The 20,500-nt window shown below is 34.9% G+C and carries 15 protein-coding genes and 1 tRNA gene; 7 read left to right on the top strand and 9 right to left on the bottom strand.

Annotation, left to right across the window (positions count from 1 at the left end; genetic code table 11):
* Positions 1 to 2 precede the first annotated feature (2 nt).
* Complete coding sequence (locus tag ACGK9U_RS08700) at positions 3 to 2,375, top strand: sodium-translocating pyrophosphatase (RefSeq protein WP_394465980.1); 2,373 nt, start codon at positions 3 to 5, stop codon at positions 2,373 to 2,375.
* Positions 2,376 to 2,438: 63 nt separating this feature from the next.
* Here the strand turns inward: ACGK9U_RS08700 and ACGK9U_RS08695 are convergent, their stop codons facing one another.
* The 3 genes from ACGK9U_RS08695 to ACGK9U_RS08685 form a co-directional block, all read right to left on the bottom strand.
* Positions 2,439 to 2,999 carry a phosphatase PAP2 family protein gene (locus tag ACGK9U_RS08695; RefSeq protein WP_394465979.1) on the bottom strand — a complete coding sequence of 187 codons (561 nt, stop codon included), beginning with the start codon at positions 2,997 to 2,999 and terminating at the stop codon, positions 2,439 to 2,441.
* Between the two features lie 312 nt (positions 3,000 to 3,311).
* Entirely contained in the window at positions 3,312 to 3,926 is a 615-nt protein-coding gene (locus tag ACGK9U_RS08690; protein ID WP_394465978.1) for a deoxynucleoside kinase, read from the bottom strand.
* Between the two features lies 1 nt (position 3,927).
* Positions 3,928 to 4,716 (bottom strand): hypothetical protein, encoded by a 789-nt coding sequence (locus tag ACGK9U_RS08685; RefSeq protein WP_394465977.1) that lies wholly within the window; start codon positions 4,714 to 4,716, stop codon positions 3,928 to 3,930.
* Between the two features lie 139 nt (positions 4,717 to 4,855).
* Between ACGK9U_RS08685 and ACGK9U_RS08680 the strand changes: the two genes are divergently transcribed.
* The 3 genes from ACGK9U_RS08680 to ACGK9U_RS08670 all read left to right on the top strand — a co-directional run bounded on the left by ACGK9U_RS08680 (position 4,856) and on the right by ACGK9U_RS08670 (position 8,556).
* A complete protein-coding gene (locus ACGK9U_RS08680; protein WP_394465976.1) occupies positions 4,856 to 5,689 on the top strand; it encodes a GLPGLI family protein in 834 nt (277 codons plus the stop codon).
* A 27-nt stretch (positions 5,690 to 5,716) separates the two neighbouring features.
* Positions 5,717 to 8,416 (top strand): carboxypeptidase regulatory-like domain-containing protein, encoded by a 2,700-nt coding sequence (locus ACGK9U_RS08675; RefSeq protein WP_394465975.1) that lies wholly within the window; start codon positions 5,717 to 5,719, stop codon positions 8,414 to 8,416.
* A 58-nt stretch (positions 8,417 to 8,474) separates the two neighbouring features.
* Positions 8,475 to 8,556, top strand: a tRNA-Tyr gene (locus tag ACGK9U_RS08670).
* 172 nt (positions 8,557 to 8,728) lie between these two features.
* On the opposite strand, the gene ACGK9U_RS08665 is transcribed toward ACGK9U_RS08670, so the two are convergent.
* From ACGK9U_RS08665 to ACGK9U_RS08645, 5 genes are all read right to left on the bottom strand, one after another.
* Entirely contained in the window at positions 8,729 to 9,217 is a 489-nt protein-coding gene (locus tag ACGK9U_RS08665; RefSeq protein WP_394465974.1) for a YybH family protein, read from the bottom strand.
* 67 nt (positions 9,218 to 9,284) lie between these two features.
* Positions 9,285 to 11,516 (bottom strand): TonB-dependent receptor plug domain-containing protein, encoded by a 2,232-nt coding sequence (locus tag ACGK9U_RS08660; RefSeq protein ID WP_394465973.1) that lies wholly within the window; start codon positions 11,514 to 11,516, stop codon positions 9,285 to 9,287.
* Positions 11,517 to 11,902: 386 nt separating this feature from the next.
* The gene (locus ACGK9U_RS08655; protein ID WP_394465972.1) at positions 11,903 to 12,736 is read right to left on the bottom strand and encodes a T9SS type A sorting domain-containing protein; all 834 of its coding nucleotides are present in this window, start codon (positions 12,734 to 12,736) and stop codon (positions 11,903 to 11,905) included.
* A gap of 125 nt (positions 12,737 to 12,861) precedes the next feature.
* Positions 12,862 to 13,698, bottom strand: a complete 837-nt coding sequence (locus ACGK9U_RS08650; RefSeq protein WP_394465971.1) for a T9SS type A sorting domain-containing protein — start codon at positions 13,696 to 13,698, stop codon at positions 12,862 to 12,864.
* 125 nt (positions 13,699 to 13,823) lie between these two features.
* Positions 13,824 to 14,648, bottom strand: coding sequence for a T9SS type A sorting domain-containing protein (locus ACGK9U_RS08645; protein WP_394465970.1), 825 nt, complete (start codon positions 14,646 to 14,648; stop codon positions 13,824 to 13,826).
* A gap of 236 nt (positions 14,649 to 14,884) precedes the next feature.
* On the opposite strand from ACGK9U_RS08645, the gene ACGK9U_RS08640 reads away from it, so the two are divergent.
* Together ACGK9U_RS08640 and ACGK9U_RS08635 are read left to right on the top strand one after the other, a co-directional pair.
* A complete protein-coding gene (locus ACGK9U_RS08640; protein ID WP_394465969.1) occupies positions 14,885 to 16,048 on the top strand; it encodes a sensor histidine kinase in 1,164 nt (387 codons plus the stop codon).
* Entirely contained in the window at positions 16,035 to 16,775 is a 741-nt protein-coding gene (locus ACGK9U_RS08635) for a LytR/AlgR family response regulator transcription factor (RefSeq protein WP_394465968.1), read from the top strand. Before ACGK9U_RS08640 ends, ACGK9U_RS08635 begins: the two co-directional genes overlap by 14 nt.
* A gap of 169 nt (positions 16,776 to 16,944) precedes the next feature.
* On the opposite strand, the gene metK is transcribed toward ACGK9U_RS08635, so the two are convergent.
* Positions 16,945 to 18,198, bottom strand: coding sequence for a methionine adenosyltransferase (metK, locus tag ACGK9U_RS08630; protein WP_394465967.1), 1,254 nt, complete (start codon positions 18,196 to 18,198; stop codon positions 16,945 to 16,947).
* A 608-nt stretch (positions 18,199 to 18,806) separates the two neighbouring features.
* Between metK and ilvD the strand changes: the two genes are divergently transcribed.
* Entirely contained in the window at positions 18,807 to 20,492 is a 1,686-nt protein-coding gene (ilvD, locus tag ACGK9U_RS08625; protein WP_394465966.1) for a dihydroxy-acid dehydratase, read from the top strand.
* Positions 20,493 to 20,500: the final 8 nt, after the last annotated feature.

The following is a 20,500-nucleotide window of genomic DNA, read 5'->3' as shown; positions in this document are numbered from 1 at the left end:
ATATGGAATTAATAGTGAAATTTTTACCGCTTTTTGGGGTTTTAGCATTGGCTTTTGTGTTTGTAAAAAGTGCTTGGGTAACTAAACAAGACCAAGGAAATGAACGCATGATAAAAATTGCAAAAAACATTGCTGATGGTGCCATGTCTTTTCTAAAAGCAGAGTATAAAATCTTATCGGTATTTGTTATAGCAGTTGCCGTCTTATTATATTTTAAAGGAGCGAATGAAACTGGTTCTAACGGTATGGTTGCGGTATCGTTTATTGTTGGTGCTATTTGTTCTGCTCTGGCAGGATTTATAGGTATGAAAGTAGCAACAAAAGCCAATGTAAGAACAACGCAAGCAGCAAGAACTTCTTTAGGAAAAGCATTGGAAGTAGCGTTTGCAGGAGGCGCAGTTATGGGATTAGGTGTTGTTGGACTTGGAGTTTTAGGCTTAAGTGGACTTTTTGCTTTATACCAAGGGATGTGGCCAGAACCTGATAATTTAGGTTTGGTTTTGAATGTGCTTTCAGGATTTTCTTTAGGGGCATCTTCTATAGCATTATTTGCTCGTGTTGGAGGAGGTATTTATACTAAAGCTGCAGATGTTGGAGCCGATTTAGTTGGGAAAGTTGAAGCAGGAATTCCTGAAGATCACCCCTTAAATCCTGCAACTATTGCTGATAATGTTGGTGATAATGTAGGGGATGTTGCTGGTATGGGTGCTGATTTATTTGAATCTTATGTAGGTTCCATTATAGGAACCATGGTTTTAGGAGCTTTTATTATTACACCAGATTTTGCTGGTTTAGGAGCTGTATATTTGCCTTTAGTATTGGCTGCTGTTGGTATAGTGATGTCTATTGTTGGAACTTTCTTTGTAAAAGTAAAAGATGGAGGTAACCCGCAATCGGCTTTAAATATTGGAGAGTTTGGTTCTGCAGGTTTAATGGTAGTGGCTTCTTATTTTATTATTGATTCATTAATTCCAGAAACATGGGTTTATAGTGGTGTTGAATACACGTCATTAGGTGTTTTTTTAGCGACACTAGCAGGGTTACTTGCTGGTTTGGCAGTTGGTAAAATAACAGAATATTATACAGGTACTGGTACAAAACCAGTTAATGGAATTGTAAAACAATCTGAAACGGGTGCTGCAACAAACATTATTGCAGGTTTAGGCGTTGGCATGATGTCTACTATGTACCCAATATTATTCATAGCTGCCGCTATTTTGGTTTCTCATCATTTCGCAGGCCTTTATGGTATTGCAATCGCTGCGGTGGGAATGCTTGCAAATACAGGGATTCAATTGGCTGTTGATGCTTATGGTCCAATTTCTGATAATGCTGGTGGTATTGCTGAAATGGCAGAATTACCTAAAGAGGTTCGCGAACGTACCGATAAATTAGATGCAGTAGGTAACACTACAGCGGCCATTGGTAAAGGGTTCGCTATTGCTTCGGCAGCTTTAACAGCGTTGGCATTATTTTCAGCATTTATGAAAGTAGCAAATGTAACGTCTATTGATGTATCAAAACCAACAGTTATGGCTGGCTTATTAGTTGGGGGTATGTTGCCTTTTGTATTCTCAGCCTTATCTATGAATGCTGTGGGTAGAGCAGCTATGGCTATGATAGAAGAAGTGCGTCGTCAATTTAGAGATATTCCTCAGTTAAAAGCAGCTTTAGCGGTGATGCGTAAATACGATTCTGATATGAGTAAGGCTTCAAAAGAAGATAGAGCTATTTTTGATGCGGCTGATGGGTATGCAGAATATAGCAAATGTGTTGATATTTCAACAAAAGCATCTATTAGAGAAATGGTATTACCAGGATTACTGGCAATTGCTGTTCCTGTAGCTGTTGGTTTCATTGGTCATGCTGAAATGTTAGGAGGTTTATTAGCCGGTGTTACAACTTGTGGTGTGCTTATGGCTATATTCCAATCAAATGCTGGTGGTGCTTGGGATAATGCTAAAAAAATGATTGAAGCTGATGGTCGAAAAGGAACCGATGCCCATAAAGCAGCTGTTGTTGGAGATACGGTAGGTGATCCATTTAAAGATACTTCAGGCCCATCATTAAATATTTTATTGAAACTAATGTCGGTGGTTGCGTTAGTAATTGCACCTAGTATTGCATTAGACGCAGAGGTTGTTACAGCTTATGTTTCTGGTAATACACCTGAAAAAGTTGAAATTACCAAAGAAATGAAAGTTGATATGCATAGCAACGAAGATGGTACAGTAAAAGCAATCGTTACAACTGTAATTACTAATAATGGAGAAAAGACAACAAGTTATGAGACCTTTAAAGGAAATGAAGATGAAGTAAAAGCAAGTATTGCAGCTTTAAATAACAAGGAAATTGAAGAAGACGTTATAAATTAAGTTTATAGCTTTTAATTCTAAAAAAAGAAACCACGCTAACTAATTGCGTGGTTTCTTTTTTGTTTAGAATGTGCCGACAAAGCCTAAAGTACCATAGCCAGCTTTCAATTGCCAGCTTATATGTTTTGGTTTTGAATAGTTGTAGGCGTTTTTCTTCTTCATAAAATTATCCACACCATCGACTACCACAATACTTATAGCTATGCCAAGTCCTACATCACTCAGCCAATGGGCGTCTGCCCATAATCTTGAAATAGGAGCAATAGATCCAACCGTGTAAATACCAGCTTTTGCCCAAAAATCATCAAACTGCTTAGAAATAGCATGTGCCATCGAAAATGATAAAATAGCATGACCTGATGGGAATGAATGATATCCAGGTGTGCCTTCAAAAGGTTTAAATTCGTCTCGGTTACCAGTCTTTGGTCGGGCGCGTCCAACAGCGGTTTTAGAAATGGATTGAATAATACCCGATGTCGCTGCCGATGCAATTATTAATACACCTGTATGGCGTACTTTTTCGTTATCGGTTATAAGTCCGAAACCATAAACCCCAGCGGAAATCATGAAGAAGTTTTGTGGACTTCCAAAGTACCAACCAAACTCTTTTAAAACCTGTGGCACTTCGTTTTGATGATTTTGGAAAAAAGTCCGTGCGTCATTATCTGCGAGATAAAGAATTCCAGTGCCAGCAACTATGCCACCTGCAGTGATAAAATCATTTTTTTGCCATCGTAGAGGTTGTGTGAATCCATTACCGATGCTATGTAAGGTGAATTTTCCGTCATAGACAAGTTGCTTCCAAACTCTATTTTTTGTTACCGTTGTGTCTTCTTGGGAAAAACTATTAATTGAAAATAAAATATAAGCAGATAGTGCTATTAAAGTTTTAAAATTCAGCATGTAATATAAATATCAAGTTTATTCTAAAAACTTCTAAAACAACCCATTGATTTCTGCATCAATGGTATTGATTACATGGCCTAAATCTTCTGGTTTGTCTACAAAATTAAGCTTGTCAACATCAATAATTAAAAGTTTGCCTTTGTTGTACCCGTGAATCCAAGCTTCGTAGCGTTCATTCAATCTGCTTAAATAATCGATACTAATAGAGTTTTCGTATTCACGTCCGCGTTTATGGATTTGAGACACCAAATTAGGTATGGTACTTCGTAAATAAATCAATACATCTGGTCCTTTTACCAACGATTCCATTAATTCAAAAAGCGATTTGTAGTTTTCAAAATCACGATTGGTCATCAATCCCATGGCATGCAAGTTGGGCGCGAAAATATGAGCGTCTTCATAAATGGTTCGGTCTTGAATGATGTCTTTGCCACTTTCTCGAATTTGTAAAACTTGGCGAAACCTACTGTTTAAAAAGTACACTTGCAAATTAAAACTCCAACGTTCCATTTGGTTGTAAAAATCGTCTAAATAAGGGTTGTCTACAACGTCTTCAAGCTGTGCTTCCCACTTATAATGTTTTGCTAGTAATTTTGTAAGGGTGGTTTTTCCTGCGCCAATATTTCCGGCAATAGCAATATGCATGTTAGTTGATTTTTAATTGGTATTTCTGTAGGTTTTCCTTGTTGTAAATATACAAGGTTTCGTTGGTTACATAAAACTGATTTATTAACAAATTAGGTAAGTTAATGGGAACGATGGTTTCTGAATCTTTTTTCATGTAAAACAAGGTGTTATCTTTTTTGAAAATGATGTTTTCATTATCAATTTCAATAGATGTGTATCCATGGTTTTTTATCTTTTTTAAAAGATTTCCAAAATAATCATACACAAAAAGCTGCTTTTCAGTAAGTACCCAACAGTTATTATAATTGCTTTTTATATCTAATACGGTGCTTTTAATAGGTAGTGTTTGGGCGCGTTTTGTTTTGGTTTTATAATCAAATAACTCTAATTGCTGAGTGTTTTCGTTAAAGATCCAAAAGGTATTGTCCGAACCCGTTGCAACATGCGATACGTTTTTATAATCGGGAAGCGCGTTAAAATCTATTTTGAATATTTCGGCTAACCGATTATCCAAAACGATTACAGTATTAAAATTTTTGTAAAAAACATTGATTTTTAAAGGGTTGAAGGTGTTTACGGAAAATATGTTTCCTAATTGAAAATTGCTGTAGCCAATATCAATACCCTTGGTTTCTTTGCTATGTTTAAACAAAACATTGTCTAGAATATAAAAAGTGGTATCAAAATTATTTGTGCTTAAAAAAGTGTCGGCGTCCAGTTTGGTTTCACCAATTAAAGAAGTTTCAATAAATTCTTGAGAACTAACAGAAAGTGAAAGAAAAATAAATAAATATAAAGTGTATTTCATAATGGCACGAAAAATACAAAAATTAATAAAATAATTTAAGAATAGTTTAACAATTCGCCTGTTAAACTAATTGCGGTTTTTTAAGTCTAATTGATTTAAAATTATAATTTTAAATCGAATTTTAAAAAGACCGTATTATATGAAACTCCATTTTGTTAAAATAAGTGTTATTTGTTTAGTGTTTTTTGCTTCTGCGGTGTCATTCGCTCAAAAAGACTTTCAGGGAAAGGCCTATTATGAATCTAAAACTACACTCGATATGAGTAATTTTGGTGGTGGTGATATGAGTGAAGAAAGAAAAAAGGAAATAGCGCAACGAATGAAAAGTATGCTCGAAAAAACATTTGTTTTAACCTTTAATCAATCGGAATCTTTTTATAAAGAAGAAGAAAAATTAGAAGCTCCAGGAGGTGGAGGCGGTAGGTGGGGAGCTATGATGAGTAGTTTTACAGGTGGTCCGCAGTATAAAAATGTAAAAAACCAACTGCTTTTACAAGAGCAGGAGTTTTTTGGAAAAAAATTTCTAATTAAAGATTCATTGCCAAAATTGAATTGGAAAATGGAAGGTGAAATGAAACAAATTGGTCAGTACACCTGCTTTAAAGCAACTGTAATAAAAACAGTTGATGCATCGGGTGGCGTTCCAAGTTTTAGAAGGTCTTCAAGCAATGAAGAAGATGAAACACCTAAAACCAAAGAAATTGAGGTGGTAGCGTGGTACACCATGCAAATTCCAGTAAACCAAGGTCCTGATGATTATTGGGGGCTACCAGGTTTAATTTTAGAATTAAATGCCGATAGAACCACTATTCTTTGTTCAAAAATTATATTAAACCCAGAGGAAAAAGATGTTATCAAAGTGCCTTCAAAAGGGAAAGAGGTTACTAAAAAAGAATATGAGGAAATAGTAAAGAAGAAAACCGAAGAGATGCGTCAGAATTTTAGAGGCGGTCAAGGCGGCGGAAGAAGGTAATTCCAAAATTAATCCCATTTATAATTAATGAAATTAAGAATATCTGTGTTGCTGTTTTTAGTAACGGTTTCGGCGGCTTTTGCCCAAATAAAATTAGAAGGCGTTGTAAAAGATAGTATAGGCAACCCTTTAGAACTTGCCAATGTTGTTGCCATAAACCAAGAAACAAAAGCATTGGATGCTTATGGTATTACCAACGATCAAGGGCGGTATAAACTCAGTTTAAAAAAGAACACCTCCTATAAACTTCAAGTAAGTTACATAGGTATGAAAGCAGGTGAGGACATATTTGAATCTAAAGAAAGTGATGTTGTTAAAAATTTCACACTACAAAATGATAATGCTTTAGATGAAGTCAACATTGTTTACGAAATGCCCGTAATTGTTAGGGGCGATACTTTAATTTACAATGCCGATTCCTTTAATAAAGGTACCGAAAGAAAACTGGGTGATGTTCTTAAAAATTTACCAGGTGTTGAAATTAATGACGATGGACAAGTACAAGTTGAAGGTAAAACCGTTTCAAAAATAATGGTTGATGGTAAAGAGTTTTTTGATGGCGATACTAAATTGGCAGTTCAAAATATACCATCTAATGCGGTTGATAAGGTTCAAGTTCTAAAAAACTATGCCGAAGTAGGGCAGCTAAGTGCCGTAACTAACAATCAAGATAATGTTGCTATTAATATCAAATTAAAAGAAGGTAAAACAAACTTTTGGTTTGGTAACGTTACTGTAGGTGGAGGGGCTTCAAACCAAAACGAGTTGTATTTGGTACAGCCAAAATTGTTTTATTACAGTCCAAAATACAGCATTAACACCATAACCGATTTAAATAATTTAGGTGAAATAGCTTTTTCGCGTCGCGATTATTTCAACTTTACAGGTGGTTTTAGAAACCCGAGCCGCAGCAGTGGTACCAGTATTAATTTAGGAAGCAATAGTTTAGGGTTTTTAACTACTCAAAATAACAGAGCTAAAGACATCAATACCAAATTTGCAGCAGCTAATTTTAGCTGGTCGCCCAACAAAGCGTTGGATTTAAGTGGTTTTGCCATTTTTTCAGGGAACAGAACAGATATACAGGAAATTAGAGATGTTCAGTATTTTGATAATGCTTTAAGAAACGAGAACAGAGAAAACAATACCAAGCAACGTAGCGATTTGGGCATGGTAAAATTATCGGCTAAATACAAACCCAACAGCAATAACCAATTAGATTATGATATTTTGGGAAGACTTTCAAAAGAGTCTCAAGACCAAAATGTGCTTTCAACCCAAATAGGGACTATTAATGAATTTGAAAATTCAAGCCCTTACAGCATCAATCAAAATTTAAATTATTATTACACGTTGGATGCCACAAATATTTTTGCTTTAGAAATTCAGCATTTATTACAGGATGAAGACCCATTTTACAATGCCATTTTGGAGGACAAAGATAATTATGATAGTACAGCAGCTATTTTAGGTTTAGATGGTGCGCAATTAGATTATAATGTAGCCCAAGATAAACGTGTAAAATCCAATCAAATGGATGCGAAACTTGATTATTGGAATATCCTTAATAATAAAAGTGATATTAATTTTACCATTGGAACGATTTTAAGTACCCAGCAGTTTAATTCTGAAATTTTTCAGTTTTTAGATGATGATTCTCAATTCAACCCAACACCAACTATAAATGATGGGTTGGATGTAAACGATATCAAATACAATTTTAGTGATGTTTATCTAGCCGCACATTACAGGTTGAAATCGGGTATTTTTACCTTTACTCCGGGTGTTTCGGCACATGCGTACAGTACCAATAATACGCAGTTCAATACCAAAAGCACCGATAATTTTTTCAGATTACTGCCAGATTTTAATATGTTGATGCAGTTAAAAAAGAGTGAGCAAATTACCTTGAATTACCGCATGCAAACACAATTTACCGATGTGTCCAAATTTGCACAAGGCTTGGTGCTTAACAGTTATAGCTCCTTGTTTTCTGGTGATCCTGCTTTGGAAAATGCTTTGTCGCACAACGTAAACCTGTCTTACTTTAGTTTCAATATGTTTAACTATACCAACGTATATGCAAGTCTTAACTACAATAAAAGCATTGATAACATTAGGAATATATTAACACCATCTGATGCCAATAGTGTGGTATTTGTTAGTTCCCCATTCAATTCGCCTTTTGCAGATGAAAGCGCCAGTGCTAACGGAAGGTTTCAGCGCACTTTTGGAAAAATTAGAGCTTCGGTTAACGGAAATTTTAATTATTCAAAATTCAATCAATTTTTTCAAAACACACCATCTGTAAACGAGAGTTTTACCCAAACTTATGGTGCGGAGTTAAGAACCAATTTTAAAACAGCGCCTAATATTGAAATAAATTACCGCCACAGTATTCAAGATAATAACAATAACAGGTTTTTTACAAAGTCGCCATCGGTAGAAGTAGATGCGCTTATATTAAAATCATTTACATTTAAAACAGATTTTTCATATACTAACTATAGTAATGAAGAAAGAACCATTAATGATTATAAATTTTGGAACGCTTCGTTATCTTATAAAAAAGATAAAAATTCCAAGCTAGAGTACGAAATTAAAGCGACTAACTTGTTCAATACCAAGTCGCAAAACAATACAAATTCCAGCAATATTTCGGTAAGTGCCACCGAATATTTTATACAGCCACTATTTGCATCGTTTAGATTGCGTTACGAATTGTAAAATAGCGCCATTTTATTTTGCATAGTTGCTAAACTATGATATATTTGCGCTCGGTTTTGGGGAGATACTCAAGCGGCCAACGAGGGCAGACTGTAAATCTGCTGATTTCATCTTCGCAGGTTCGAATCCTGCTCTCCCCACAAAAATTTAAAAAGTCTGCATTTTTGCAGACTTTTTTGTTTTGTATGTGCTAGATGGTTTCGTTAAAATTAACTAGGGTTTTCCGTCGTAAACCGAAGAAAGCAAATTCGCGAGGACTTTTCTAGAGGAAAGTCAGAAGTAATGAACTATAGCCCGTTCTGTATACAGTTTTTAATGATTTTGTAAAGTTTCAAATACTATTTTCCAAGAATCATCTGATTGCTTTTTCCAATTTGCAATATATGTTCCAACATTTTTAATAGTATCTGAGTTTTCTTTATTAATGAATATTTCATTAAAACTATTATAGGATATAGCCATATCTTCCGAAGGTATTATGGTTGGTCTTCCACGATAAACGAGTTTCACATCATATTTGGAGTAAATTCGTTCCCATTGAGCTTTTAAGGAATCTTTAGTCAAATGTTGAATTGGGGAGTCTGGATAAATAGCAGTGTAGCTATCAGCATAAAATTCAATCCAATCATAATCAAACCTTTCATAAACTGAATAAAGACTGTCAACTTGTTTTGTTATAATGGCAGTCAGTTCTGATTCAGAAGTTTTTGTTAAAGATTCTATCCTTTTGTCATTTTTGCATCCAATGAGAAAACTAGAAATTAGTATAATTATAGATAAACCTAATTTTAAATTTTTCATATTGGTCAGTTTTATTGGCATAACTAAATATTTTTAAAGTTACTTTATAAATTAATCTAATGTTCTTTTAATCGGTTATTTTTATGCTTGCCATGGCCAATCGTCTTATAGACGGTGCTCCTAAAAATTCTATCTGTTTGGTATTGAATAGGTTGGTGATGTTAAAATTTAACGATACTCTTTTACTCCAACGATAATCGGCACTAAAATCGAAGGTGCTAAAACCACCTAACGGGCCATAATTAAAATTATTGGGAGGTGTTCTGGCACCAGCACCCTCTTCGCTCCCCACCTGGCTTCCGCTATAAAAATCATATTTCTGCACCATTCTAGCACCAAATGAAAGTGCTAAGTGCTCCTTGCATAGATCTTTAACCATTAACATAGCCACTCCTCTATGATTTGGGGCATTGATGCTCTTTTCATTCGGACCTTTGACCCCATCGTTATTCGCATCATTTTCGTCAAATTCGGCATTGAGCCAAGAATATTTAAGAGCTAACTCAACAGATGCCGAAATCGTATAATTCACACCAACATCCAAACCATATACTTTAGCCTTTCCATAATTAAAAAAGGTGAAAAAGTTAGCTCCCTGAAGCGTGCCATTGTTTTCTGTACCCGCAAAGTTCGGGTTATGGGTCAATGCAATACCATCCAAAGAAAGGGCCCTACCACCCAAAGGTAATGGAGGCGTAATAAAGTTTTTGCTCGTGCCATAATAGGCATTGGCATCTACCCAAAGGTTTTGAGCAGGCTTCCCTTTAATTCCGTATTCCCATGTATTCACTTCTTCAGGCTTTAAGGGTTGTGTGTTGCGGATGGACTCTGGGTCATTCACTTGCGAATTATTAGGAATGTATGAAATACCGCTTCCTCCATTACCAAAAAAGAAATCCCGAAGACTTGTATATTGATTTAGAATGGACGGCAGTGCATAGGCTTTCGCCCAACCAAACCGAATATTCCCCTCACCTAAGTCTTTAACCAACGTAAGCTTTGGTGCCACCAAATTCTTGAAATTATCATTATTGTCATATCGAACAGTGCCAATCATACGCATGCTCTTAAGAAGCTTTTTTTCGAGTTGTAAAACGGCACCTATTTGTGATACAGAAATATCGTTGGCGTTGCCCACCAAGGTGGTTCCATCTGTCGTGTTGGGATGTGCATTTTCGAAGTCCAATCCCGCCACTAGAAATAATCCAGCTTTAGAAAAATTGTTGTGATATTGAAAATCTGCATTAAATCGTCTGCTTTTCTCTTTAAAGCGAGCCGCACTTAAAGCTACTTGTTCGGCTTCATCTGGTGGTAAAAATAATGGACCGGGCTGTGTTCTCATTGAAAAAATTTGGGTATAAGCAGATATTGTATGGCTTTTACCGAGACTCCCCCAAGTGTTATAAACATTGGCATAAAAATGGCGGCTTTTAAATCGGGCTTGTAGAAAACTATAGGTCAAACCTTTCATTTGATTGCGTCCACTTCCCGTTACCTGTATAAAATCATGGCTGCTTGTCCCACTGGAAACAATAATTTCGGTTTTTGGGTCTATATTGTAATATATATGGGCTTCACCACGAATGTGGCGAAAATCAAAATTCACATAATGTTCTGGAATGCCCTTAGCAGAAGCGTTGACATACACACTATCAATAAAATTAAATTCTTGACCGGTTGCATATTCTCCCGTTACTTTCCATGCCCAATGGTCATTGATTTTTTGAGCATGGCGTAACCGACCACTGAATTGGTACTGATTACCAGCGCTCAAGGATACTGAGGTTCCGGAATGTAGGCGTGGATCTTTTGTAATGGTATTGAACACCCCATTATGTGCATTAGGTCCATAGAGTGCGGTCTGTGGACCTAAAACAATTTCCATTTGCTGAATATCATCTTTTATGGTTGAACCATTATTGAACACTGGTAAACCACCACTTAACGAGGAGGTACTGATGCGACCGTCAACAATCTGAAGTATTTTGTTGTTAAAGGCACTGTTCAATCCTCTGGCATTAAAGGTAATGCCATTTACGCCGTAGCGCGTAAATTCAACACCTTGTAGTGTTGAAATGAGTTCCCCAGTATTCGAGCCTGCGAAACGATCAAAATCCTTAGCGGTCAATACTTGTATGGAAGCAGGTGCCCGAGTTATTTTTTCAGGGCGAAGCAGGGTGGTGATCACCACTTCAGAAAGCGTATCCGTTAGTATAATTTTATCTTGGCTTTCATTTTGTGCTGAAATAATCTGTGTTAAAAAGAAAACTGAAAGGATTACAATAGCTGATAGTTTCATAATATATGATTTTAACAAAACACTATTTACCGACAATCAAAAAATATATTGCAAGTTCTCTAAATGGATATAAGCAACCCCAAATTGAATATTTCAATGAATTTAATTCAAAACAACATTCTATTTGGGGTACACTCTCCTTGTCTTTTGAGGCTTTGCTTTCAATAAATATCAATATAATGCCTTCACTATGTCAAGAATTGATTAAATATATACTTTTTTTTTGTTAGGAAATACATCGCCATTTGTTTTTTGAACTAAAATCCAACATTAAATTATGTTGAATGTTCAGGCGAATAAATTTTGCAAAAACCAATTAACTATGCTTATCTACCCTATTAATGTAGTTTTTATGTTATAGGATATATGTTTTTATTAAAATCATATTAGGGAATGATAATTTTCAATTTAGTGGAAGAGATGGATTTTTTATCTATAAGTTCAATCAAATAAAGCCCAGATGAGAGATTCAAAGCATTTATTTGGTCATGGCCCTGTTCTAAATCCCCATGGCCTATTTTTTGTCCGTTTAGTGTATACAAATTGTATTTTGTACGATTTGGGAGGTATAATATTGAGATTTGTCCATTGGAAACAATTACTTTAACATTTTTAATATATGATTCCTCCAAATCCAAAACCATTTGACCTGCAAATATGGGCTCATTAGGTGTCTCATTATAAGCATAATCCTTAATGATCCATTGGTAAGGGCTTGTAACCTCCAATCTTGCCCAGCCATAATGTGTTAGCCCATTAATAAGAAAACGTAAACCAAGGTATCTGTCGCTTTTGTCTTTCCAATCATAGTCGTCATAATAACAATCTGTCCCATAGCATGCTTCTAAACTTATAATCCCAGAAGGTTTATAATTTTCACCATTTCCATAACCTGAAAGATTGAAAATTTCTTTATTGCTTTCTAAAGGAACTGCATATGTATACCACGGGGAAATTGCTATAATCTGATTCACGCTATTTTCAAAACTGGATATTACAAGAAATTTCCAAGTTTCATTGGTAAACGAATACAAAACATAATCAACAATTTTATCATTATTTAAATCCAAATCATAATAATCCTCAAGATTTTCGCTGGTAAAATCCGGTTCTATATCATTGTATACAATTTGTGCTGGATTACTAATAGTGTTTAAGCACACAATAACCAAAACAATCCATTTTTTGGGTTGAAAAATGTTGAGTAATTTGCTTTTCATGACATTGATTTTTAATGTTTCGCTTTAATATCCGAACAATAAATTTTAACTCCACAACTCTGGAAACCACGCTTCAAAAATTTGGTTTTTAGATAATTCTCTTGATGGTGTTTATTAAAATTTCGTCAAGGAATTATAAATTTCTTGGTAATAATTGAATTGGAATCATTCGTTGACAATTCAATAAAATATATTCCAGAAATCAGATTCTGAACATTTATATCACTATTGCCCTGTCCCAAATCCCCATGACTTATTTTTTTTCCGTTTATAGTATACAAATTGAATTTTATGCGATTTGTAAGGTTTAATATTGAGATTTGTCCGTTGGACACAATTGCTTTAATTTTTTGAAGATTGGATTCTTCCAAACCCAAAACCATCTGACCTGTGTGTATTGGCTCATTAGGTGTCGCATTATAGGCATAATCTTTTATGATCCATTGGGTATTGCTAGTAACATCCAATCTTGCCCATCCGTAATGCGTCTGCCCATTGATAAGAAAACGTAGCCCTAGGTATTTGTCAGTCTTACCTCCCCATAGAATATAGCACCAATCTGGATCAGAACTACAATCTTGTGAAGAAAGCATAATCCCATAACCTGGATGAAACTGATTAGGGTTTACCGAAGAAAGTATGCTGCCTTCATCTAATGGTAGAGTTAATACGTAATAAGATAACTCTATACCCATACCTATAATGGCGTTAACACGATTGGTTTCTTGATTTGGCTCTGCCGAAATTTGATAAGGTAAACCATCATCCGACTTCAAAGTAAAATCTATAATACCATCATTGTTTAAGTCCAGGTTGTAAAAATCACCAATATTTTCACTTTTATAATCAGGTTCTATATCAGTATAAATAATTTGTGCTGGAGTGTTAATAGTGTTTAAGTATACAACAACCAAAACAGTCCATTTTTTGGGTTGAATAATGTTGAGTAATTTGCTTTTCATAACATTGATTTTTAATGTTTCACTTTAATATTCGAACAATAAATTTTAACCCCACGACACCGGAAGCCATGCTTCAAAAATTTGGTGTTTAGATAATTCTCTTGATGGTCTTTATTAAAATTTCATCAAGGAATTATAAATTTCTTGGTAATAATTGAATTGGAATCATTCGTTGACAATTCAATAAAATATATTCCAGAAATCAGATTTTGAACATTTATATCACTATTGCTCTGTCCCAAATCCCCATGACCTATTTTTTGTCCGTTTAGTGTATACAAATTATATTTTATGCTATCAGGAAGGTTTAATATTGAGATTTGTCCGTTGGACACAATTACTTTAATTTTTTGAAGATTAGATTCTTCCAAACCCAAAACCTTTTGACCTGCTTGTATAGGTTCATCTTTTGTTGCGTTATAGGCGTAATCCTTAATAACCCATTGGGAGGCGCTTGTAACGTTCAGTCTTGCCCACCCATAATATGATTGACCGTTGATAAGAAACCCTAAACCGAGGTATTTGTCGGTATTTCCCTGCCAATTATAAGGACAGAATGATCCATCTCCTCCCCAACATCCTTCTGCACCTAAATACCCAAATGGCTCATGATTTATTAGGCCAGTAAGATTGAAAACTTCATCGCCATTTTCCAGTGGCTTAACGATGGCAACTTCCCATGGAAAAACCGCAATGAAGGTATTATCACCATGTGGTGAACTGATCTCCAAAAATGTTCCATTGGTTAAATAAAGTGACTTCAGAGTAAAATCTACAATACCATCATTGTTTAAATCCAGGTTGTAATAATCACCTACATTTTCACTTACATAATCTGGTTCTATATCGGTATAGATAATTTGTGTATTGCCATCCAGTGAACCAACTATCAATGCAGTTAAAGTAAAATATCTAGAAAAGAAAAAACCAATAAGTATTTTATTTTTCATATCTATTTGTTTTTTAATAGGTTACAAAGAGAATATTTATAAATTTAATATTTACATCCGTTTCAAAATTTTATTAGCGACGTAATGGTAACCAACAGCGATAAAGTCAAAAAAAATTAGGACTAAATGCTTTCATCGTGTTTTTTTTGATGTATGTCTCGAAATGATTCATTTTTGTAGCTAAAAACACAGATCTGGTGTTTAATTGTATACATTTATAAAAAATAAGGGTATATATGTCAATAAAGGAATTTATACTTTCGGATAAGAAATGGTATCGGCTTGGACGGCATTTGTTTTTTTGGTTTTTATGGGGTGGTTATTTTACTATGACACGCTACCTTAATCCTGTCTCTTATATGAACACAGGACAATTTCCCAATTTTTGGAAAACTTCAGTAGAAACATTCTTTTTCCTTTTTCCTCAAATGTTTTTGGTTTATCCTGCCTTATATTTTATACTTCCAAAATTTGTTTTTAAGCAAAAATATATTCTTGCCTTATTTTGGTTCATCGTGTTCTATTTTGTGGCCATGACGGTTAATGCTCTCTATCTAATTTATATTCCTTGGGCCAAAATAATCTGGATTCCTAACGCTAAATTATTCCTAACCACAACCACGTTTACAGAAAAATTATTTTATGCGTATTTAGGAAGCATATTAGGCTCAATAACTGCAGTTTCAATATCGTCCAGTTTTAAAATGTTTAAGCATTATTATTTAAAAACCTTACGCAATCAACAGTTACAACAAGAAAACTCACAAGCACAACTACGTCTTTTAATGGCTCAGGTGCAACCTCATTTCATGTTTAATACCTTGAACAATATTTATTCGCAAGCACAGGAAGAATCCCCAAGAAGTGCCAAAATGATATTGGAGCTTTCACATATCCTTCGCTATATCTTAGATGAAGGCAAGAAAGTCAAAGTTTCCTTGGAAAATGAACTACAAATGATCGTTGATTACCTTAATTTGGAACAAATAAGGTATGACAATAAACTTGATTTGCATTATTCATTTCCAAATAATGTTAGGGACATTACTATAGCACCATTACTTTTACTCCCCTTGGTAGAAAACTGTTTTAAGCATGGTGCAAGTAAAATGATAGATCATCCTTGGATCAATATAAAATCTGAATTTCATGGACATACATTTTCAATAAAATTAATGAATGGCAAAAAAAACAAAGAGGCATCTGTCCGATACAGAAAAGGAACTGGAATTGAGAATGTAAGGCGAAGATTAGAACTCATATACCCAAATAAACATACTTTAGAAATTAATGAAAACCTTGATGTCTATATTGTTAATCTCCAAATTGAATTAGATAATAAGGATTCGGTGAATACTAATTCAGTAATAGAACCCCAGCAGACGTATGAAAACACATGAAGTCATTAAGCCCAAATGTCTCATTGTAGACGACGAACCATTAGCAAGAGATGTGCTACGGCGCTATTGTAATAAATTGCCCGTTTTACATTTAGTGGGAGAATGCAGCAATGCTATAGATGCCTATTTATTTCTTCAAACGAATGAGGTTGATATTCTTTTTTTGGATATTAGGATGCCGGAACTACTGGGCACTGAATTGGTACAATCCATTAAAAATCCACCAAAAGTAATTTTTACCACTGCTTATAAAGAATATGCTTGGGATGGGTTTGAGTTGGATGCTGTGGATTATCTGTTGAAACCCATACGTTTTGATCGCTTTTTAAAGGCTGTGAATAAGGCCTTGCCTGGTTTAGAAAATGTTCTGCTTACCAACGAGTCTTTTGAAATGGAAAGAAAATCCGGAATCGACTCCATCTACCTTCGCATAGATAGAAAACAAGTAAGAATTGTTCTAGATGAGATCCTTTACATTGAGAGCGATAAAGATTATATAAAAATATTCACCCAAGAGAAAATGTACTTATGCAGACAGACCATATCTTCCATCGAATCTATGATCGATAAAAGTGAATTTGTCCGTATTCACAGATCGTTCATTGTTCCTATTAAAAAGATTAAATCGTATACACACGAATTGGTTGAAATTAATAAAAAGGAATTACCCATTGGAAAGTTCTATTTAAACCATTTTCTAAAAATAGTGGCGACAGGAGCTTCTTGAGTAAGTAAAATACTCTTTAAGAATAGTGCTATTGGGAAAAACTTGGACATTTAGCTTAATCATTTTAAGACTTATGGTTTATGTAGCCTTATTTTAGGACAATACATTGCCATATACAAAAAAGACCATCTTAAAGACAGTCTTTTCCAAAGAATATTACACTTAAAAGTTACAAGCTAAAAGCAACTTTAACTTTATCAACATAATCTAATTTTTCCCAAGTAAATAATTCAACATCTAAAGTTGTTGTTTCACCATTTGGTTGACTAAATGTTTTGGTAACTGTTTCGTTTTTACGTCCCATATGTCCATAAGCAGCAGTTTCGCTGTAAATGGGCGCACGTAGTTTTAAACGTTCTTCAATGGCAAATGGGCGCATATCAAATACGTTTGAAACTATTTCGGCAATTTCGCCATCCGTCATATTAAAAGGACAAGTACCGTAAGTATTAATAAAAATACCCATAGGTTCTACAACCCCAATAGCGTAACTTACTTGTACCAAAACTTCATCGGCAACACCTGCAGCTACTAAGTTTTTAGCAATATGTCTGGTAGCGTAAGCAGCACTTCTATCTACTTTACTTGGGTCTTTTCCAGAAAATGCACCACCACCATGAGCACCTTTTCCACCGTAAGTATCTACAATAATTTTACGTCCTGTTAACCCCGTATCGCCATGTGGACCACCAATTACAAACTTGCCTGTTGGGTTGATGTGGTATTTTATACCGCTATTGAACAAGGTTTGCAAGTTCTCTGGTAATTTTGCAACCACGCGCGGTATTAAAATGTCAACAATATCTTTTCTAATTTTTGCAAGCATGGTATCATCATCGGCAAAATCGTCGTGTTGTGTAGAAACCACTATGGCATCAATGCGTTGCGGAATGTTATCATCGCTATATTCAATGGTAACCTGACTTTTAGAATCGGGTCTTAAATAGGTGATTTCTTTATTTTCTCTGCGTAATTCAGCAAGCTCAATCAATATTCTATGCGATAAATCTAAAGCCAACGGCATAAAATTTTCGGTTTCGTTGGTTGCGTAACCAAACATCATCCCTTGGTCGCCAGCACCTTGTTGCTCTTTGGTAGCACGGTCTACACCACGGTTTATATCATCCGACTGCTCGTGTATGGCCGAAAGTACCCCACAAGAATTGCCATCAAACATGTATTCGCCTTTGGTGTACCCAATTTTGTTTATGGTATCACGCGCAATTTTTTGAACATCTAGATAGGTGTGTGATTTTACCTCACCAGCAAGAATCACTTGTCCTGTGGTCACAAGTGTTTCACATGCTACTTTCGAATCTTTATCAAAAGCTAAAAAATTGTCAATTAAAGCATCACTAATTTGATCTGCTACTTTGTCTGGGTGTCCTTCGGAAACACTTTCAGAAGTAAATAAATAGGCCATTTAACTATATATATTATGCGGGAGATTTGACGATAACGTCGAAGGAAGTTTGCACTGCCTTTAGCATTTTTACTTATACCAAATTTTTTGGCATAAAGAGGTTGCAATCAGTCAAATCTTTCCTCTATTATTTATGGCGCAAAAGTAAAAAAATAAAAGGAAACGCAAATTGTTTTTTACTTTTTTAACTAATAAATTGGATGTTACATTTTAATTTTAAATATTTGCCTTTCATAAAAGATGAATAAACAAATATTAAATAGCATTTCTGTCAATGTCGTTGTGATTATTTCGCATCGATAGGAAGGCTTATTTATAAATTATAGTAAATATTAAAAGCCTTCCGTAAATGGAAGGTTTTTTTATTGAATATTTTGGGTGTTTTGAACATCATAAAAAAAAATGTTTAATGTACTGATATATAGCTAATTAAATTATTTTTAAATGCAATGGATTTAACCTCAATTAATAAAGAATAGCCTCTATAAAATCCTAATAAATTAATTTCGAGCATTAATTTAGGAGATTGAAGAGTTTTAATGAAAATCATAAAATCTTTGAAAGATTAATATAGAATTAAGAAAAAGCATAAAATTATCCATATAAAAATGAGTAAACTTAATAAACACAGTAGTAGATTAACACAAGATGTGTCTCAACCGGCTTCACAAGCTATGTTATATGCCGTAGGTTTAACCGATGAAGACATGCAAAAAGCCCAAGTAGGTATAGCAAGTACAGGTTATGATGGCAACCCATGTAACATGCACTTAAATGGTTTGGCTGCTGAGGTTAAAATTGAATGTAAAATTGCTGGTTTAGTAGGCTTAGGGTTTAATACTATTGGCGTTAGTGATGGTATTTCTATGGGAACTTCGGGGATGAATTATTCTTTGGCTTCTAGAGATATTATTGCGGACTCTATTGAAACGGTTATGCAAGCTCAAAGTTATGATGCGCTTGTTTCCGTTGTAGGATGCGATAAAAACATGCCAGGTGCCGTAATTGCTATGTTGCGTTTGAATCGTCCATCCATCATGATGTATGGTGGTACTATTGCATCAGGAAAATATAAAGGAAGAAAATTGAATATTGTGTCAGCTTTTGAAGCTTTAGGGCAAAAAGTAGCTGGTGAAATTGGTGAAGAAGAATATAGAGAAATTATAAAAAGCGCTATTCCAGGAGCAGGAGCTTGTGGAGGTATGTACACCGCAAATACCATGGCTTCGGCTATAGAATGTATGGGCTTTGCGCTACCTTATAACTCTTCTATTCCTGCTGAAAATCCAAATAAATTATCAGAAGCAGAAAGAACTGCAATAGCTATCAAAAATCTTTTGGAATTGGATTTAAAACCATTGGATATTATTTCAAAAAAATCGATTGAAAATGCCATTGCATTGGTAAATGCTTTAGGTGGTTCAACAAACGCTGTATTACACTTTTTAGCTATTGCACATGCTGCTGATATTGAATTCACTTTAGAAGATTTTCAACGTGTAAGTGATAGAACGCCTTTGATAGCCGACTTAAAACCAAGTGGAAAATATTTAATGGAAGATGTTCACGGTATTGGTGGAACACCTGCCGTAATGAAATATTTATTGGATAATGGTTATTTACATGGCGATTGTATGACTGTTACCGGAAAAACATTAGCGGAAAACTTAAAAGATGTAGAACCACTTGTTTTTGAAAACGACCAAGACGTTATTTATCCAAAAGACAAAGCATTAAAATCTTCAGGAAACCTTCAAATTCTTTATGGAAACCTTGCGGAAGAAGGTGCTGTAGCAAAAATTTCAGGAAATGAAGGATTGCTTTTTGAAGGAAAAGCGGTGGTGTATGATGGCGAACAAGCAGCAAATACAGGTATCTCTAATGGAGAAGTGGCAAAAGGTGATGTTGTCGTCATCCGTTATGTGGGGCCTAAAGGTGGTCCAGGTATGCCAGAAATGTTAAAACCAACTTCTTTGATTATGGGTGCAGGTTTAGGAAAATCGGTTGCTTTAATTACAGATGGACGTTTTTCTGGAGGAACACACGGGTTTGTGGTAGGTCACATTACACCAGAAGCACAAGAAGGTGGTACTATTGGGTTGTTAAAAACTGGCGATATCATTAGAATTAGTGCTGAAGACAATACCATTAACGTACTGCTTTCAGATGAAGAATTAGCAGAAAGAAAATCTAAATGGGTACAACCTGAATTAAAACATAAAAAAGGAATATTGTATAAATATGCACGATCGGTAGCTTCAGCATCAAAAGGATGTGTTACCGATGCATTTTAATTCCTGCG

The organism is Mariniflexile sp. HNIBRBA6329 (genome assembly GCF_043558645.1).
In the GTDB taxonomy this organism is placed as follows: domain Bacteria; phylum Bacteroidota; class Bacteroidia; order Flavobacteriales; family Flavobacteriaceae; genus Mariniflexile.
Note: the sequence above shows the minus strand (reverse complement) of the source record. Positions and strands in the feature narration are given on the sequence as shown.